The sequence below is a fragment of the Mucilaginibacter ginsenosidivorans genome (assembly GCF_007971025.1).
In the GTDB taxonomy this organism is placed as follows: Bacteria; Bacteroidota; Bacteroidia; order Sphingobacteriales; family Sphingobacteriaceae; genus Mucilaginibacter; species Mucilaginibacter ginsenosidivorans.
Genome location: NZ_CP042436.1, coordinates 1,069,447 through 1,085,657 on the forward strand (window position 1 = coordinate 1,069,447; position 16,211 = coordinate 1,085,657).

18 protein-coding genes are annotated in these 16,211 nt (G+C 45.2%); 13 read left to right on the forward strand and 5 right to left on the reverse strand.

The window, feature by feature from the left end:
* Window positions 1-4: 4 nt before the first annotated feature.
* Together FRZ54_RS04890 and FRZ54_RS04895 are read right to left on the reverse strand one after the other, a co-directional pair.
* Window positions 5-1,465: a hypothetical protein gene (locus FRZ54_RS04890; RefSeq protein ID WP_147030525.1), complete on the reverse strand. Its 1,461-nt coding sequence runs from the start codon at window positions 1,463-1,465 to the stop codon at window positions 5-7.
* A 193-nt stretch (window positions 1,466-1,658) separates the two neighbouring features.
* Entirely contained in the window at window positions 1,659-2,030 is a 372-nt protein-coding gene (locus tag FRZ54_RS04895; protein WP_147030526.1) for a response regulator, read from the reverse strand.
* Between the two features lie 163 nt (window positions 2,031-2,193).
* Between FRZ54_RS04895 and FRZ54_RS04900 the strand changes: the two genes are divergently transcribed.
* The gene (locus tag FRZ54_RS04900) at window positions 2,194-2,568 is read left to right on the forward strand and encodes a helix-turn-helix domain-containing protein (RefSeq protein ID WP_147030527.1); all 375 of its coding nucleotides are present in this window, start codon (window positions 2,194-2,196) and stop codon (window positions 2,566-2,568) included.
* Between the two features lie 36 nt (window positions 2,569-2,604).
* Here the strand turns inward: FRZ54_RS04900 and FRZ54_RS04905 are convergent, their stop codons facing one another.
* Window positions 2,605-3,414, reverse strand: a complete 810-nt coding sequence (locus FRZ54_RS04905; RefSeq protein ID WP_147030528.1) for an XRE family transcriptional regulator — start codon at window positions 3,412-3,414, stop codon at window positions 2,605-2,607.
* Window positions 3,415-3,500: 86 nt separating this feature from the next.
* Here FRZ54_RS04905 and FRZ54_RS04910 point away from each other — a divergent pair, with 86 nt between their 5' ends.
* Genes FRZ54_RS04910 through FRZ54_RS04920 form a run of 3 tightly spaced genes read left to right on the forward strand, consistent with a single transcriptional unit; the run spans window position 3,501 to window position 8,935 of the window.
* Entirely contained in the window at window positions 3,501-4,235 is a 735-nt protein-coding gene (locus FRZ54_RS04910; RefSeq protein ID WP_147030529.1) for an ImuA family protein, read from the forward strand.
* 1 nt (window position 4,236) lies between these two features.
* The gene (locus tag FRZ54_RS04915; RefSeq protein WP_147030530.1) at window positions 4,237-5,739 is read left to right on the forward strand and encodes a Y-family DNA polymerase; all 1,503 of its coding nucleotides are present in this window, start codon (window positions 4,237-4,239) and stop codon (window positions 5,737-5,739) included.
* 16 nt (window positions 5,740-5,755) lie between these two features.
* The gene (locus tag FRZ54_RS04920) at window positions 5,756-8,935 is read left to right on the forward strand and encodes an error-prone DNA polymerase (RefSeq protein ID WP_147030531.1); all 3,180 of its coding nucleotides are present in this window, start codon (window positions 5,756-5,758) and stop codon (window positions 8,933-8,935) included.
* Between the two features lie 7 nt (window positions 8,936-8,942).
* Here the strand turns inward: FRZ54_RS04920 and FRZ54_RS04925 are convergent, their stop codons facing one another.
* The gene (locus tag FRZ54_RS04925) at window positions 8,943-9,767 is read right to left on the reverse strand and encodes an SOS response-associated peptidase (protein ID WP_147030532.1); all 825 of its coding nucleotides are present in this window, start codon (window positions 9,765-9,767) and stop codon (window positions 8,943-8,945) included.
* A gap of 5 nt (window positions 9,768-9,772) precedes the next feature.
* Complete coding sequence (locus FRZ54_RS04930; protein WP_147030533.1) at window positions 9,773-10,009, reverse strand: hypothetical protein; 237 nt, start codon at window positions 10,007-10,009, stop codon at window positions 9,773-9,775.
* A 67-nt stretch (window positions 10,010-10,076) separates the two neighbouring features.
* Here FRZ54_RS04930 and FRZ54_RS04935 point away from each other — a divergent pair, with 67 nt between their 5' ends.
* The 9 genes from FRZ54_RS04935 (at window position 10,077) to FRZ54_RS04975 (ending at window position 16,087) form a co-directional block, all read left to right on the forward strand.
* The gene (locus FRZ54_RS04935; protein ID WP_147030534.1) at window positions 10,077-10,319 is read left to right on the forward strand and encodes a hypothetical protein; all 243 of its coding nucleotides are present in this window, start codon (window positions 10,077-10,079) and stop codon (window positions 10,317-10,319) included.
* A gap of 394 nt (window positions 10,320-10,713) precedes the next feature.
* On the forward strand, window positions 10,714-11,127 hold the full coding sequence (locus tag FRZ54_RS04940; protein ID WP_147030535.1) for a single-stranded DNA-binding protein: 414 nt from the start codon (window positions 10,714-10,716) through the stop codon (window positions 11,125-11,127).
* 45 nt (window positions 11,128-11,172) lie between these two features.
* Window positions 11,173-12,240 (forward strand): DUF932 domain-containing protein, encoded by a 1,068-nt coding sequence (locus FRZ54_RS04945; RefSeq protein WP_147030536.1) that lies wholly within the window; start codon window positions 11,173-11,175, stop codon window positions 12,238-12,240.
* A gap of 45 nt (window positions 12,241-12,285) precedes the next feature.
* Entirely contained in the window at window positions 12,286-12,663 is a 378-nt protein-coding gene (locus FRZ54_RS04950) for a hypothetical protein (protein ID WP_147030537.1), read from the forward strand.
* An 11-nt stretch (window positions 12,664-12,674) separates the two neighbouring features.
* The gene (locus FRZ54_RS04955) at window positions 12,675-13,196 is read left to right on the forward strand and encodes a PRTRC system protein E (protein ID WP_147030538.1); all 522 of its coding nucleotides are present in this window, start codon (window positions 12,675-12,677) and stop codon (window positions 13,194-13,196) included.
* Between the two features lie 7 nt (window positions 13,197-13,203).
* Entirely contained in the window at window positions 13,204-13,422 is a 219-nt protein-coding gene (locus FRZ54_RS04960; protein WP_147030539.1) for a PRTRC system protein C, read from the forward strand.
* Between the two features lie 84 nt (window positions 13,423-13,506).
* Window positions 13,507-14,577, forward strand: coding sequence for a thiamine pyrophosphate-dependent enzyme (locus FRZ54_RS04965; RefSeq protein ID WP_147030540.1), 1,071 nt, complete (start codon window positions 13,507-13,509; stop codon window positions 14,575-14,577).
* A complete protein-coding gene (locus tag FRZ54_RS04970; RefSeq protein WP_147030541.1) occupies window positions 14,574-15,290 on the forward strand; it encodes a PRTRC system protein B in 717 nt (238 codons plus the stop codon). The genes FRZ54_RS04965 and FRZ54_RS04970 overlap by 4 nt, the downstream gene beginning before the upstream one ends.
* Window positions 15,287-16,087 (forward strand): PRTRC system ThiF family protein, encoded by an 801-nt coding sequence (locus FRZ54_RS04975; protein WP_147030542.1) that lies wholly within the window; start codon window positions 15,287-15,289, stop codon window positions 16,085-16,087. Before FRZ54_RS04970 ends, FRZ54_RS04975 begins: the two co-directional genes overlap by 4 nt.
* The last annotated feature ends 124 nt before the right edge of the window (window positions 16,088-16,211 follow it).

The window sequence follows — 16,211 nt, forward strand, 5'->3', positions numbered from 1 at the left end:
TGAATTATTTTGAAATCGTTGAAAATCTTAAAACTATTGGTGAAGGCATACCTTTTTGCTGCCACCATATATCATAGAGCAGCTGTATTGCGCCGTTCCACTTATCGTTGATTCGGTAATTTTTTGTTAACCCTACAAGTATGCTTTCGCTGTATGTATTGCTGCTATGTGGCGATGTTGTAACCGTTTGATCAGGATTAATTGTATTACTAAATGCAGCTTGTTTATATAGGCGTTCATAGCCAGCATAAGCGCCAATACCGTATTGCCATTGCCAGGCAGTATAGCTACGCAAGCCTACGCCTTGAAATGATAAACGGAGATCAGTCCAGCTTTGTCCCAAGCCGGTTGCTTCCACTACCCCTATACCATAGCTAAGTTTGGGCGATTGCCTGTAACCAGCCATTGCAGATAACTGTAGAATAGCCGGAGCGCCATCAATAGTAGCCCTTGTCGTCTGGAAATTGTATTGCTTCTCTATACGCTTCCAGAAAGGAAGACCGCGCATGGGATTTATTTTGAACGACGGTCTGTTTATATGCTTTAGCTGCCTGAGGCTTTGCAGCGATTGCTTTGCTGTATTTATGTTCTGTGTCTTGTCCTGGAAACTTTTTATCTGGTCACCCATCTTTTGGGATAAGCCGCTCAGATTACTACCAAACCTTTGTTGTAAAGCTGCCTGTACCTGTTGCTTGGTTTGCAAGCCCATCTTTTGCAGGTCCGCTGCTGTTGCATTTGGGCCAAGGTTTTGCATGCTGTTGGGACCTGCTGTTGCCTCGTCCATATACTTATCAAAGCCTTCTGTGCCCTGCAGGTATTCCATTGCTTTGTCTTCTGCCTTAGATGGTTCCTCTTCCATCTCTTTGAAGACATTCATCTTTTGTTTTGCATAGTACACTTGTTTTTGTATACCTGTAAAGGCCGGTATGCTACTACCGCCTGCGATGCCTTGAAGGTTATTGGTTCGCTGGGTGATGAGCTCGTTGATATAGTTTCTGTAGTTGAGCTGGCTTTGCAGCTGACTTAGTTTGGGATCTGTTGTTGGCAGTTGCCTATTGGTATTAAGTGCTGAAGATTTATTTTGAATGAATGATCGTATTGCTTTAAGGCTATCAATAGAAGTATTACGCCTTGCAGCTGTTTTGGCAAGCATAGCACTATCCGGGAGTGATAGTTTTTGTATGGAGTCATAGCTAAGTCGTTGGTGACGATACCTATCATAGGCCGCGGAGTCGTTTTGCTTAAGCTTTGCTGCAAATCGTTGTTCGCGTCTTGTAAGTCTTTTCAGTAGACGTTTTTGCTGGCGTTCAAGGCGAACATTTAGCTTGTTGAGAGATTTGATCTTGAAATTTATGTAACGGCTGCTCTTCACAATAAGCGTGTTTTCCTCTTGTGCATGAACACAATTAGGTTGGCATAGCCACAAAGCAACAATAAAGAGTAAACAGATGGGTCTGCTTCTCATAGCCGAATAGTTTTAAAGGCAAGCTCAAAAAGGCACTCAGAAAAAATGCTTTTTACTGAAAGGAAGAGAATTCTAATTTCTCTTAGGGTTATAAGTAAATGGTCACAAACGTATCGTTTATGTTTTTAAAATTATAGTGTTTACAGGGAGGTATTTTACACGGGTTATTAACATTATAATTAATGTTATAGGTTCAATTCAATAAGCTTTTGATCATTTCATCTAATTTTTCCGGCAGTTCACCCTTATTAAGAAAGGCATCTGCTCCACTATTTAGCATTTCCTCGATAATTGCTTTTTCATAATTAATACTATAACCTAAAATTTTTACATGTGGCCAGCGTTTTTTCATTTCTCTTGTGGCAATAAATCCATCCATTACCGGCATATTAATATCCATGATACAGATATCCGGAAGTTGTTCCAGCCCTGGAATCGAATTAAGCAGGTCCTCCCCATTTGCCGCTTGTAGCACTACTGAATATCCATACTTCAATAAAATGTCACATACTATTGCTCGTACATATTTATGGTCATCGGCAATCGCAACATTAATATTTTTCATAGAAATAGGTTTAAAAACTGATGTAACGAGTTTACAAGCGACGAAACTAATACGGAATTTCAGAATGTCAAGTGCCTGACTTGTTGTATTTTACGGCGAAATCGTTGTATTTTACCAAAAATATATGTAGTGTGTTATCGCCTTACATACAAAATGCTAAATCATGGAACATTTAGGGAATAATATTGCACGGCTTAGAAATTTCCGCCGCATTCCTCAGAAAGAAATGGCCGCAAAATTGCGAATGACGCAGCAAGCTTATTCGGCAGTAGAAAATAAAGCTGAAATTGATGAGGATTTGTTAGAGAAAATCGCCGAAGTGTTGGACTTTCCGGTTCAGGCAGTCAGGGAATTGGATGCTCATTCCGTTTTAAGCATCAATCAGCAGGGAGGAAACGCAGGAAGCGTGTTTTATCAGTATAACCCAAACGAGAAAATACAGGAATTGTATGAACGTTTACTGAAAGAAAAGGATGATATTATAAAAAGCAAAGACGAAGTAATAGAGATGTACAGAAAGCAAAAAAACGTATCCTAGTTGGGTTTTAAATCATTGTTGATACAGTGAATGATTTTATACATCCTTCAGTGACTTAACATCAACTTTTATTTCGTTCACTGTCCGTAGTAATTCTTCTATTAGTGTTTCTGAGGATGGAATCACATCCGTGATGTGGCTATGATATTTCCATATTTCTGCAATATCGCCGGCAAAAACTTCTTTGTCTTCATAAGCCGGGTTTAACGAATGCAGCAGCATGGTCCGGTTCGTATCAATCTGACTGCTTACCATCTTGAATAGAAAGGTTTGCTCATTCCGCATGATAACAATACAAGGTGTTTTTTTCAGGCCTGTCCAGTCCGTAACATATTCTGTGATCACCAAACAATTCTCAGGAATTGGCAACATCGAATCACCTTCTGTCGGGAACATCCTGAAAGTTTTATTTTCTGGTAAGTGAGGCAATGACAATTTCGGCAACTTGCCAATATAGGTCGGGTCATTGTATCCTGCCAGGTAGCCCGCCTTAGCTTTCACCGGAACAAATTCAACATTTTCTTTATTGTTCTTATCTACACTTATCGATAACACCCTGATCCGTCCACCGGAAATATAAACATCGTTGCCTGCTTCAAGTTCCCTCAGCCTCAATTCACCCAGCTTCGCCAGGTCTACCTTCAACAAGGTATCAATGCTGATTTTAAAATATTCAGAAAATTTAATTAAGTCTTCCAATGAAAGGTTTTTTACCGCCCCGGTTTCCTGCATTGCGAGCTTTGAGCGCGCAATGCCCAGCTTTTCAGCCATAGATTCCTGGCTTATTTTCTTCCTGTTTCTAAGGAACTTCAGGTTGGATGCCCAATAAAAATTTTGACTTGTCATTTTATTTTGTTAGAATTATTGACAGTTCATTGTCAATAATATTGACAAATATAGGATTTCTATAAACAAAAACAAGGGGAGGCAGTATGGCAGCAGCAAGTCAGAAAGAGATTATCAGCCGTTTAAAAAAGGATCTCCTGGTGTGGGAGGGCTTTAAACGCAGTGATGCCGATAAGGCTGGGGCAATCGGGATGGGTAGTATCGAAGACCATTTCCCGGAGAAAGTGTTTCCTAAAGGGCATATTCACGAAATGATCAGTTATCAGCCGGAAAGCGCTGTGGCCAGTAATGGCTTTATTTCTGCGATCACGGGGAAGCTGTTGGGCGATGCTGGTTTTTGTGTATGGGTGAGTGCTGCCAGGACAATTTTCCCGCCAACTTTAGCTTTATTTGGCATCCCGCCTGAACAGGTAATATTCGCCGATGTGCGAACGCAGAAAGAAGCATTATGGACCGTAGAAGAGGCGCTCAAATGCGAAGCTTTGACCGTCGTAATCGGCGAAATATCTGAATTAAGCTTTGGCGATTCACGCCGTTTACAGCTTGCCGTAGAAAAAAGCCGGGTTACCGGTTTCATTCACCGCAACAATCCCCGGACTGAAAATACGACCGCCTGCGTGACCAGGTGGAAAGTCGATCCGCTGATGAGTACAGGCCATCCGGCAATGCCTGGCATTGGCTTCCCCTGCTGGGATATTAAATTGCTAAAAGTCCGGAACGGGCAGCCGGGGAACTGGCAGGTCGAATGGAACGGGGCCTTCTGCCATTTACAGTCAACGACGGTTGCGATACCGCAATTTCAAAAACGAAAAACGGGTTAAGATGTCGAAGCGCTTTATGGTAATTGCTTTCTGTCATTTAACGACGGACTGGATGGTCCGTCGTCGGCCGGAATTACGTACGATCCCTTTTGTCTTAGCCGCCCCTGAACGAAACCGCATGGTGATTAAGGCGGTCAATGTGATTGCCGCTGCCAATGGGATTTGCTGTGGCACCGTGGTAGCTGATGCCCGTGCGGTTTATCCCGGATTAGAAGTATTCGATGACCGGCCGCAATTAGCAGAACAACTGCTTAAAGCATTGGGTGAATGGTGCATTCGATATACCCCTGTTGTTGCAATTGGCTTACCAAATTGCTTAATACTCGATATCAGCGGCTGTCCCCATCTATGGGGCGGCGAAGCCGCCTACCTAAAGGATATTCTTAAACGCCTGTCCGCTTTTGGTTATCATGTGAAGGCCGCCATTGCTGATACGATTGGCACGGCATGGGCGGTATGCAATTTTGGCCCGGAACCTGCCGCTATTGTTGAAGCGGGCAGGCAGGCCGAAGCATTGTCGTTGCTGCCCACTGCCGCCTTACGCCTTGAAGATGCCATCGTTGAAAAATTACGCAAGCTGGGCTTTTACCAGGTCCGGGCTTTCATCCACATGCCAAGAAGGGCATTACGGCGCAGGTTTGGACAGTCCATGCTCAACAGGATTGACCAGGCGCTCGGATGGGTGAAGGAAAGCATCGAGCCGCTGTGCCCTGCCGTACCCTACCAGGAGCGGCTTCCGAGCCTGGAGGCGATACGTACTAAAACAGGCATTGAAATAGCATTAAAAAAATTACTGGAAGGCTTGTGCAAACGACTGGAAAAAGAAGGCCAGGGCTTGCGAAAATGCAGCTTAAGGACTTACCGCGTAGATGGCAGGCAACAACTCATTGAGATTGGCACCAGCCGGGCAACGCGCAACATACAGCACTTATATAAACTGTTCGAGGATAAGATAAGTACCATCGCACCGGGGCTGGGCATTGAGCTCTTTGTTTTGGATGCTCCCGTGGTGGAAGAATTGCCCGCTAACCAGGAAGCTATCTGGAATACGACCAGTGCCAACCAACAGGCCCTTATCGCTGAACTGATCGACCGCATCAGTGGCAAAATAGGGGAAAAGGCAATACATCGCTACCTGCCTGCAGAGCATCACTGGCCGGAGTATGCTGTGAAGCCGGCAACCTCATTAGAGGAAAAACCTGCAACGGAATGGCCGCTTGATTTGCCACGCCCACTGCACCTCTTACCAAAGCCACAGAAGATTGAAGTTACTGTCCGGCTTCCGGATTACCCGCCGATGCTGTTTCATTACCAGGAAAAACTGCACCGGGTGCAAAAGGCAGACGGGCCGGAGCGCATCGAACAGGAATGGTGGTTGCGTAAAGGGGAATATCGCGATTATTACTGTGTTGAAGACGAGCAAGGCGCACGGTACTGGCTCTTCCGCCTGGGTCACTATGATAATGCCACACCTGAGTGGTACCTGCATGGATTTTTCGCTTAGTGTAAATGAATGAATTATGGAATACTCAGAATTACAGGTAACAACGAACTTTAGTTTTCTCCGCGGAGGCTCCCATCCGCGGGAACTGGTTGCCTGCGCTGCTGCATATGGTCATACAAAAATTGCCATCACCGACCGCAACTCCGTAGCAGGGGTAGTGCGTGCGCATCTTGCTGCTAAAGAGGCAGGCATTCCCATTATTCCCGGCTGCCGTTTCGATCTGTTGGATGGCCCCAGCCTGCTTGCCTATCCCACCGACCAGGATGCATGGACAAGGATGTGCGCTTTGATCACCCTCGGGAATTTGAGAACGGAAAAAGGACAATGTGATTTATATAAGAAAGACGTGTACGATCATGCGCAGGGTATATTGTTTGCGCTTATCCCGCCGGACACTTTAAACAAGGCTTTTGAGTTTGATGCATCTTTTATCGCAAATGCATATGAGTACCGCGAGGCTTTGGGCAGTAATCTTTATGTCTGTGCCAATCGAACTTACAGGGCCAATGATGCAAAGCGCCTATACCGGATCGCCGGGCTGGATATCCCCATGCTTGCAACTAACGACGTGCATTATCATCATAGCGAACGCAGGCCCTTACAGGATGTGCTGATGTGCATTCGTGAAAAATGCAACATTTATAACGCCGGCTATAAGCTGCATCAAAATGCTGAAAGGCACCTGAAAAGCACGGCGGAAATGGAGCGCTTATTCCGCGGGTACCCCGACGCGATCCGCAGGACACAGGAGATATCGGAAGCCTGCACTTTTTCGCTGGACACCTTAAAATATATCGAGCCGGAGAATATTAGCACCGACGGACTTACGGCACAGGAGCGTTTGACAAAGCTCACCATCGAAGGTGCCCATAAACGATATGGAGATGTCATCCCTGAAAAAGTAAAAACGCAGATAGCATTTGAACTGGACTTTATCGAGCGGCGCAAGCTGGCACCTTACTTTCTGCGGGTACACAAATACACCAGCAAAGCCGCTGAACTGGAAATACTGTACCAGGGCCGTGGATCTGCTGCTAACTCCACCGTGTGTTTCTGTCTGGCTATTACGCCGGTTGACCCAATGAAATCCCGATTGGTATTTTCGCGTTTCATGTCTGATGCCCGTGAAGAATGGCCGGATATTGATGTTGATTTCGAACACGAGCGCCGCGAAGAAATTATCCAATTTATCTATGAAGATTATGGCCGCGAACATGCTGCCATCGTAGCCACCGTTACCCAGGAACGGTACAAAGGTGCTGTCCGCGATGTTGGTAAAGCGATGGGCTTGTCCGAGGATACGATCAAGCGCCTTTCCGGTTCGGTATGGCATTATCATGAGGACGGTGTTGATCTGCAATTTCTCAGCGAACAGGGCTTAAACCCTGATGACCCGCACCTGCGCAAAGTGGTGGAGCTGACCGACCAGTTGATGGGATTTCCAAGACAGCTTGGACAACATACCGGGGGCTTTGTGATAACGCATGGAAAACTGTCCGACATCTGCCCCGTATTAAATGCCCGTATGGAAAACAGGGTACAACTCGAATGGAACAAAGATGACCTTGAAGCATTGGGTATTCTTAAGGTGGACGTACTGGGACTGGGTATGCTTACTTGCATACGCAAAGGCTTTGATCTCATTAAACAGCATTACGGCCCCAAAGTGACCTTAGCTAATATACCGCAGGATGACGCCGAAGTATATGATATGTTCTGTCATGCGGACACGGTAGGAGTTTTCCAGATCGAAAGCCGCGCGCAAATGTCCATGCTGCCGCGCCTGCAGCCACGCTGCTTCTACGACCTTGTGATTGAAGTCGCTATTGTACGGCCCGGTCCGATACAGGGCCAGATGGTACACCCGTACCTGAAGCGCCGCCAGGGTTTGATCCCTGTTGAGTACCCTTCACCCGAACTGGAAGAGATTCTTGGCAGAACACTGGGCGTACCACTCTTCCAGGAACAGGCTATGGAGATTGCCATTATCGCAGCGGGTTATACACCCGCCGAGGCTGATCAGTTGCGCAGGAGCATCGCCAGTTTCAAAGCGAACGGGCAATTGCATCTGCAGGAAAGCAAGTTTGTCAACGGCATGGTGAACAACGGCTATACACCTGAGTTTTCCGAATACACTTTCAAATTGTTGCAGGGATTTCAGGAAGGCTACGGCTTCCCCGAAAGTCATGCTTCTGCATTTGCCTGGCTTGTATATGTCTCCGGCTGGATCAAATGCCATTACCCTGATGTTTTCTGTGCGGCCTTATTGAATAGTCAGCCGATGGGCTTTTATCAACCCGCGCAGATCGTAACCGATGCGAAAAAGCATGGCGTCATCGTACGGCCAATTGATATCAACTATTCTATGTGGGACAATATTTTGGAAGAACAGGATGGTAAATACCGCGCTTTGCGGCTGGGCTTCAGGCAGGCCAATGGCATACGGCAAGACGATATGGACATCCTGGTATCGGCACGAACAAATCCTTTCAAATCAATAGAGGAACTGCACGACGCGGGCATTTCGATTGCCACGCTGGAATTGCTGGCGGACGCCGATACGTTTCGCTCCATAAACCTTGACCGCCGGCAGGCATTGTGGGAGGTAACGGCCTTAAAGGATAAGCCCGCCGGCCTGTTCGTCAATCAACCATCAGAAAGTGCTTATGAAGGCCCAATTGAATTACCGCATATGTCGGCGGCAGAACATGTCGTGCAGGATTATATGGCAGTTGGCTTATCGCTGAAAGCGCATCCCGTTAGCTTCTTACGACCCCGCCTGGATCAATTGCAGGTTACCCCCACCGCTGCTCTGTCCTCTTTTAAAAATGGCGACAAGATAAAAGTCGCGGGATTGGTAACGGTGCGGCAGCGGCCGGGAACAGCAAAGGGGGTGATGTTCATCACAATCGAGGATGAAACAGGATTTGCCAATCTGGTCGTCTGGGCTAAAGTTTTTGAAACATATCGCAAGGAAATTCTACAGGGCCATTTATTAATGGCCGAAGGAATATTGCAGATAGAAGGAGAAGTCATCCATGTAGTTGCAAAACGCTGTTTTGACCTATCACGGCTCTTACAACAACTTCCTAAAACCGGCCAGGAGGACGAAAGCAAATCTGGGAAAGAAAACAAAAAAGCCCCTCCGCCAAATGTGCAAGGGGATCTATTTGCTGTTTCAAGGAACTTCAGGTAAGCGTCCCTTATACAACCAGCTCAATGGCCGGTAGGTTTTCGTATACGAAAGGCTCGGTCGGATCAAGTTTCCCTAAAAAGTCACTTGCAACCGTACATGCCGTCATTCCCTGGTAAGGATATTGAGTGGCGGCAATCTCGAGGATTTCCTGCTCGCTCAGATCTTCACTTATCCAACGCCATGCAAGTTCATCGTTAAGGATTGTAGGCATGCGTTCTTTCGAATTGTGAACCTGCTTCATGAGCGGATTGGCAACGGCAGTTACAAGCGCGACCGTATTAACCATTTCACCAGTCTCCTTATCCGTCCAGGGATTCCATATTGCTGCCATATAGAAATATTCATGTTCCCGCAAACTGACATAGTATGGATATTTATCCGGCGTCTTTAATTTTTCTCCCGTCTTCTTATTGGTTCGATACACATGCCGCCAATCGAAATAGCCGCTCGAAAGTACCAGGCAACGGCGATTTTTTGCCGCATCGTAAAACATTGACCGGCGACCACTGCGCTCACTTACAAAAAGGTTTTCTGACTTCGCGTTCAGTTGAGGCTGACCCGGTATATATTTACCATTAGTGTCTTTATAACCCTTTCGCATCCGGTTTACTTCTTCCCGGGTATTTAGATAGTTTGGGATAAAGCCCCATTCCATTTGGACAATATCGAAGTTTGTATTGCCCTCAGTTGCCACCACTACGGCTACTGGAGTGTCAGTAAACCCACTGATCACACCCGCATTCAGGAAATCATAATTTTTTGTCGCCTTTTCCAGCGTCATTAGCCTGATAAATTCTTCCTTGCTTACCTTCTGACCATTATAATAACACATAAAATTTATTTTTCTAGTTTGTCAATTATTGCACCGATTTCCTCTGCTTCCCTTTGCATACCCTGGGGAATGGATGTCCAGAACTCCTTCCCGCCACTTTTCAGGGCCCGGGTTAAAACAAGCGGCTTTTTATCCGGCGACGAAGAAACATAGTAAACATCTGTGCCGCCAAAAGTTCGCTTACCTATTTTTACCTGGTGCCCGCGGTAAACAGTCTCCCAATCCGTTATTTCCTTTTCCATAATGGGTCATCCTAAAATACGGAAAAATCAAATAAAAAGAGACAAGCTTCGCAAGCTATATTTGCGCATGGATTCAGCATTTACCATCGAGATCAACAATATTCGCTTCAATTTTCTTTCTATGAACGTACAAAGGGCGCAGCTGTTTCAGGTCTATGTAAATTTTCAGGGACAAAAACGTCGCTTTCATTTTAAAGAAGACGGTAAAGGGGGATTCATATTCGCCATGAGAGAAGACTGCCCGCCAGAGATTTTGACATGCGAACAGCAACTCTCCGATCATATCCTGGAGTTAGCAAAACAAGACTAATTAAGATCATTACCCAAAAGCTTCAGGCCGTTTCCTTTCAGGCCGCGCTTTTCTCTGCAATCTTCGCTGAAGGATTTCCGTTGCAATCGCTAACGGTAAGTTTCTATAATACCATTTATCAATTTTTCAATCGAAACGGACAAAAAGGGCAGCGAAGTTTGTGTCCGTATTACTGCACTGAAATAAGATTGCCAAAAGACTACGGCATAATGTAAAAGCTCGTCCCTCACTTTTCCACCCTTCGGGACTTATTCCGTTTCCTTTTGGCCCTTTTGCGGACACACTTCCTGTGCTTTCTTTTTTTCCGTTTTTTCTTTTGAAAAATGGCTTTTCGGGGAAAGGGGCGAGAAAGAGAGTAAACAAACAAATTATTCACTTTTTAATCGCAAACAAAATGCAACAGTTCACAGGAAGAGTAACAGCAGATGCCATCGTAAAAACATTAGATGGCGGTAAGGAAGTAGTCAGTTTCAGCATTGCAGACAATGAAAGCTACAAGCCAAAAGGACAGGATGAGCCTGTACAGATTTCTACATTTTTTAATTGCTCTTATTGGGCGCATACGGGCGTAGCCAAAGTATTGCGCAAGGGCGCAGTCGTACAGGTAAACGGGCGGGTGAGTGCAAGACCTTACACTACAAACACAGGTGATGCAGCGGCATCCCTGAATGTACACGCCAACCGCATCGAGGTGTTGGCTTATGCGACCGACAAGCCTGATAATGCTGCCAAAGGCAAAAAGAATGGCAAACAAAATACCCCGACAGGTAACAGTAACGACGAGGTTAAGGACGACCTCCCGTTTTAAACAGCCATCCATTAACGCGATTATTCATTTCAAAATTTCAATAAGATGTCACACGATATAAATTTCAACGAGCATACAGGAAAACATAGTTTTTTCAGCGTACAAGAAAAGGCATGGCATGGCCTCGGTCAAATAGTTAGCGACTATCCAACAAGCCACGAGGCAATACATTATGCGGGGCTTGACTACGATGTTGCAAAAACTCCATTGTTTACAACAGGGCAAGGGCTTTCTATTGGCTCGGAGGGGATGGTACAAACTGGTACCACCCTGTCCGTGCCTGATTACTTCGCCACCATCCGAACAGATAACAATGCCGTGTTAGGGGTTGTTGGCAAGGATTACGAGGTGATACAAAACCGTGACGCCTTTAGTTTCTTCGACAGCATTGTCGGGGGAGACGGTATTTTCTATGAAACAGCAGGGGCATTAGGCAAAGGGGAACGCATCTTTATCACTGCAAAACTACCCGACTATATTCGGGTGGGCGCGGACGACCTGATTGAAAAATATTTGTTCCTTTCCACCTCTCATGATGGCAGCGGTAGTATTACCGCAGCTTTCACGCCAATTAGGATTGTATGCGCCAACACCCTGAATGCTGCCATGCATAATAAAACCAATACAATACGCATCCGCCATACCTCCAATGCAAAACAGCGTTTGGAACAGGCACACCAGTTAATGGGTATCTCCAATACCCTGAGCCTGCAAATGGAAGCCCTGTTTAACACCTGGTCAAAAGTTCGCATTACAGACAAAGAAGTGAAACAGCTTATACAGGCAGCATTGGTTCCCAACAAAGAAGTATTGCAAAAACTAAAGGCAGGGGAAGAGGATGAATTATCCACTTGCTTTGTCAATATGTGCGATGCCGCCTGTGAATACGCCATGAGCAACGAAACGCAACAAATGCAAACAACCAAAGGTACTTTGTTTGGGGCTTATAACGGGGTGACTGGTTATTTCCAAAACGTGCGCAAATACAAAAATGATGAAGCCAAACTGAAATCTATTCTCTTAGGCGGGACAGCCAGTATCCGCACACAGGCTGCATTCAATTTATGTACTGGCTTTGCAAAGAATGGCGCGGACATATTTAAACTCAATTAACAACTGGTGCAGGGGCATTGCCCCTGCATTTTCAAATTTCCCGATATGAAACCGATAGATGAACTAAGCAATACAGAAAAGGCGAAATTATTATTTCAGCTTTTTCCAAACGAGATACCAGCCTTTATAGATTTTCTTTCTGCTATGTGCGAGACAATGCTTGAAAATCAGGAGCAGGAAAAGGCTGCATGGACGTACGGGTTTATCACCTTTGACTTTTGGCGCTCCCTCATTGTACAGGCGCAACAACATATCACCAAATATGGCGCAGGGCTGAAACTCAACGAACGTCTTTTTTCCGAAGTCTTGTTTGAGGGCTATGCTGCCATGTTCACGGTGCATTGCCTCATTATAGCTACCACCGTCAAAAAGCACCCTAATAAAAAATTCAGCCAGACAATTGATTTATTATTTAACCCCTAATCGTAAAATCTATGAATTTCTTTCAATCCATAATAGCCCTGCAGGTCGCAGGGGACTGGAAAATAAATATTGCCAAAGAGGCTACGGACAAATTGATCGTGTCTGTACTGTTCTATAACGAGGCCATCGGGGATGACGCGCGAAAAATCATCCCGCCAATCCTTTTAAAGGGAACTGCCGAAGAACTGGACGCGGGCTTTTTTACTGCTATTGAACAGCCTGTAAAGGAAACAGCCGCCTTGTTCCTGAACATGGAACAGTTTTTCAAACAAAGGGAGGAGGCGAAAAAACAATCTCAAATGGAAAAGGATAAAACAGAGAAGGCTGAAAAGGAACGCAAGGAGAAACAAAAACGCTATGAGGAGGCGCTGAAAAGAGCGGAAGAACTGGAAGCAGAAGGCAAGTTCAGGGATGCATGGCTGAAAGTACCTGACCCTGCCGACTTCCCCGAACAAGCTGAGGCACTACGACAACGCAAATCGGAGCTTGCACAAAAATTCGCTCCTGACCTTTTTAATGTTGACGCTAAATAAATCGATCATGTTAGTAACTAGCAGACTACAACGGATATTCCTCTTTAAGGATAAAGAACAGGACATAAGGCTTGCCGACCCTTCGGGCAGCTACAGCCCGGAGGCGGTACTCAATTTCTACGCACAGACCTACCCGATACTGACGACCGCAAAAATTGAAGGGCCTGAAATATTAAATGATGAAATCACTTATCGTTTTATTTCCACCATCGGCACAAAAGGTTAAGGCGATGAAAACAAATAAAGACACAGGCAGGGTCATCCCGCCACAAACAAAAAGGCAATGGCAACTATATCAGCAGTTAGCACAATGGGCAGAAAACCTCGACAGGCGACAGGACGCTGCACAGTTAAAGAAAGACAGGAAACAGGCAGCGCCACTGGACTTGCTGCCAATGGTTTTTTAAAACAGCAGTTTCTGCCCCTTTACCAGTGTGGCAAATATTTACCCGAACAGGACAAGGCGGAACAGGGACTAAAACAATCCCTGTCCATCTTGTCCGAAAAAGGCATAGAGGTGATTGTTGACTATAAAAATAAAAACTATCCCTATAACATGCTATTGGTTCAGGCAGATTTACAGCAACAGATGGGAGCAGACAAAGACTGCTATGAACTAAGCATCGCGAGGGATGATGCCGACAATATCATTTTATCAGCAAGGGAAGTGTATGACACGGGAACAACTCTATATTTTATCCCTGTCCTTCCATTATGCCGGCTCATGAAACAGAAAAAACACAGGCAAGCTGCCGACCTCTTGCTATCGGTATTTGCATACCTGTACCACGTTGTTGGCGTACCCTATTATCGGGATAATTATTCGGCGCTAAACTACTATTATGAAATGACAGAGGAATGGCTGCGGGATGACATAGACAGTTACGAACCTGACGACCAAAACAGGCAATTATCGGAACTCAATAAGGCAAGCCATTACGGAGACCTGGTACATCGGAAGATTTATAACAGCATCCATTTAAACCATATGAGCAAGCGGCTCAACGACTTTACAGCAAAATGTGCGTTTGATTTGAATTGCTTTCAATTGGCACAATCCTTTCACCAAATGGCGCAACAGTTTCCGAACGCGGGGGTATTTGATAATATCCCTGAACTGGACGAGGATGCCACATCCGATGATCAGGTTATAAGGGCGCAGCAATATGTTTCTTTTGTTGCCGACACCCATGGCTGGCTCTATGAAAATATTACCGATATGCTCAACAACGAGTTTAATGAATGCAGTTATATGGAACAGCCCACCATCATCGAGGTCTTTACCGAAGAAGCTAAAAGCGATTCAAAAACACTCGACTTTGAAAAGCAGTTATTCCCCCTGATAGCTGATTTATGCAGTCTTTTAAATGAAATACAATGAAAGATATAAGCAAATCATTCGGCAGCCTGTACCACCCTTTTAAAGCTATTATCCTTTATAAGGAAAAGGAGGGTGACAAAAGGGTTTATGCAGAAAGCTACGACATGAGCAATGAGGGTTACCCCGTAAACGCCCATCCCTTATCTGTCAGGGAAGGGGCTTCACTGGCAAAGGCGCTCGATACAGGCGGGGAACGGGAGCAAAGCTTTTTACAGCCAACAGGCTTGCTGCCAAAGAATCTTCTCTACCTGAAGCACGGCAGGCTCGGTTTTGCGCTTTGGCATACCCCCGCCATGAGGGTAAACCTATTATTTAAAAACGATTTAGACATACCATCGGGCAATGCAGCCATCCCTGAATTATTATGGATGGCGGGCAGGGAACAGCTAAATATCTATGCCCTGAAAAAGGGAACGGAACTGAAAATGGACACCCCAGTCTACCATGCACCATTCTTCAATGTCCACCCCAACGGCAATGTTTGTATGGGCACAGTGAACGTTGATATACATAGTCAATGTTCCCTTGAATTATTTATGCAACAGTGGCAGGAGTACTTTTTCAATAGCTATTTCAGCCACCTGATACAACAAAACAGCCCTGTAAAAGGCAATATTATACAGCTATGGCAAAGTCTTGTCGGCACAAAGAAAATCTTTCCTCAATCCCAACTTGTAAAAAACGGTCGAACTATTAAAAACTTAATCAGATGAACCAGTTACCCAATATCCATTTTACAGATAATTATCTGCTGCATCCGTACAATCCGGTTACGGTTAACCTGATTGGCGCAGGAGGAACAGGCTCACAAATGCTGACCGCCCTTGCACGCATGAACCATTCTCTAGTCGCTTTAGGTCATGCAGGTTTGCAGGTGACGCTATACGATGATGATAAAATATCAGAAGCCAATTTGGGCAGGCAGCTTTTTGCCGAAAGCGAGATAGACTTGTATAAATCTGTGGCATTGATTAACAGGGTCAACAGATTTTTTGGCACTAACTGGAAAGCAATAACAAAAATGTTTTGTGTAAAAACGCTGCTCAAAGAACCCAATAACGGGGCTGCCAACATTAACATTAGTTGTGTCGATACGGTTGCCGCACGTTACGAGATTGCCACTGTCTTAAAGGAGCATGCATTCATCAAAAATGTGGGGGACAAAATTTTGTATTGGATGGATTGCGGTAATGCGCAGTTTACGGGGCAGGTCATTCTTTCAACTTTAGTGGAAATTAAACAGCCCGATTCTAAAAAGTTTACGCCCATTGCTACCCTGCCTTTAGTTACGGATGAATTTAAACTTTTGCTCGATAATGAAGTCGATAATAATGAGCCGAGCTGCTCTCTTGCCGAGGCACTGGAAAAGCAGGACTTATATATCAATTCAACCATCGCCAACCTCGCAGGCTCTTTACTTTGGCAGCTATTCAGGGAAGGGATGGTAGAAAACAGGGGCTTTTTTGTAAACCTGAAGGATTTCAGGGTACAGCCTTTAAAGGTAGCCTGAAATGGCGGAAGCAGCCTGTTTCAAGGCGCTTCTTTTCTTTGTCAGACGCAACGGAAAGAAAAGAAGCAAAAGAAAATGCGTTAAGGATTTTATAAACTGAAAGGTTATTTTTCGATTTTTGGTT